The following is a 1,705-nucleotide window of genomic DNA, read 5'->3' as shown; positions in this document are numbered from 1 at the left end:
CGGCTGGGCCCGCGGAGCGGCGGCCCGCCGGCGCGCGTTAAAAAACACGTTAAAAAAAACCGGACATCTAGTAAAAAGCTGCCGCCCGGCTACCACACGTAGGTACCCGCCGAATTGCTGGCCAGCGCCGTAGCCACGGTTTTGCCCTTGTATTCGATGTTGAACTGCAGGGGCGAGGTGCTGGTGTTCAGCACCAGCAGCACTTTTTTGCCGGCCGGGGTGCGGAAGGCCACGTTGGGCAGGTTGGTGGGCGCGTTGGTATCGACGCGCACCGAGCCGGGGCGCACAAACTTGCTGGCGTGGGCTACGGTGTAATAGGCCGGGTTGCGCGTCACGCTGCTGCCCGATACCGTGACGGCGCCCAGGCAGTCGGTGCAGCCGCCGGCCGTGCGCGGGCCGTAGGTGGCGTCGCTGGCCAGGTTCCACTCCAGCACGTTTTTGGCCCAGTTGCGGGTGGCGCCAATCTCGAGCTCACGCATGTGGTTCGGGAAATCGGTGAGCAGGTTGCCCGGTGCCTGCGTCCAGAATTCGGTGAAGTAGACCCCTTTGCTGGGGTACGCACTGTGCACTTGGTTGAGCGCATTTTCCAGCGAGCCGCCGTAGTTGTGAAAGGCCGAGCCCTCCACGTAGGGCCGGGCGGCGGCGTCGTTCAGCACGGCCAGCGGGTAGTTGGGCTGGTCGGGGTTGTGGTCGTAGGCGATGATTTTAGTGCTCAGCCCTGCCGCCGCAAAGGCCGGCCCGATGTTGTTTTTGATGAAACTGGCCTGTTCGGCCGCGCTCATCAGCATGCTGGGCTCGTTGTAAGGGTTCAGCGGCTCGTTTTGCAGCGTCACGGCGTCGATGGTGATGCCCTCGGCGGCCATTTGCTGCACGTATTTCACGAAGTAGCGGGCGTAGGCGTCGTAGTACTGCGGCAGCAGGGTGCCGCCTTTGGCCGCGCCGTTGCTCTTCATCCAGAGTGGGGCCGACCACGGCGAGCCCATGAGTTTGATGTTCGGGTTGATGGCCAGAATCTGCTTCAGCACGGGCAGCAGGTCGGTGCGGTCGGGCGCGAGGCTGAACTGGGCCAGGCTCACGTCGCCGGGCACGTCGTCGTAGCTGAATACCCGGTCGCTGAGGTCGGAAGCCCCAATGCTCAGGCGCAAATAGCTCACGCCCAGCCAGGTGCTGTCGGTGGCAAACAGCTCGCGCAGCAAATCGGCCCGGCTGCTGCTGCTCATGCGGTTGATTACCGTGGCGCTGCCCCCGGTGAGGGTGTAGCCGAAGCCGTCGATGGTTTGGTAAGTGCGGGTGGTGTCGAGGGTAATGGTCGGGAAGGAGTTGGTGGTGGGCCCGAAATTCAGCACGTTGCGCTGTCGGGCAAACAGGGCCGTGCGGTCGGTATTGGTGAGCCAGAAAGCTACCTGCGAGGGGCCCGTGGGCGTGACGACGACGGGCGGCTTGGGGCCGGGGTCGGGCGTGTCTTCTTTTTTGCCGCAGCCTGCCCCGGCCACCACAGCCGCCAATAAACACAAGCCAATGAAGGAATGACGATGCATCATGAGGAATAGAAAATAAAAGCCGGCGGCACCGCTTCGCAGCCGCGCCGCCGGCCGGGTGTACCTTATTCGACCACCACGCGGCGGCTGGTGAGCTCCGTGCCCACCTGCAGCTTCAGGAGGTAGATGCCGGCGGCCAGCTTTTGCAGCGGGGCCAGGGCGGCGGT

The 1,705-nt window shown here is 64.2% G+C and carries 1 protein-coding gene; it reads right to left on the bottom strand.

Annotated features, from left to right (window positions below; genetic code table 11):
* Positions 1-89: 89 nt before the first annotated feature.
* Complete coding sequence (locus tag ACYVDE_RS21950; RefSeq protein WP_460503671.1) at positions 90-1,541, bottom strand: glycoside hydrolase family 30 protein; 1,452 nt, start codon at positions 1,539-1,541, stop codon at positions 90-92.
* Between the last annotated feature and the right edge of the window lie 164 nt (positions 1,542-1,705).

The sequence above is a fragment of the Hymenobacter agri genome, from assembly GCF_054778495.1.
Note: the sequence above shows the minus strand (reverse complement) of the source record. Positions and strands in the feature narration are given on the sequence as shown.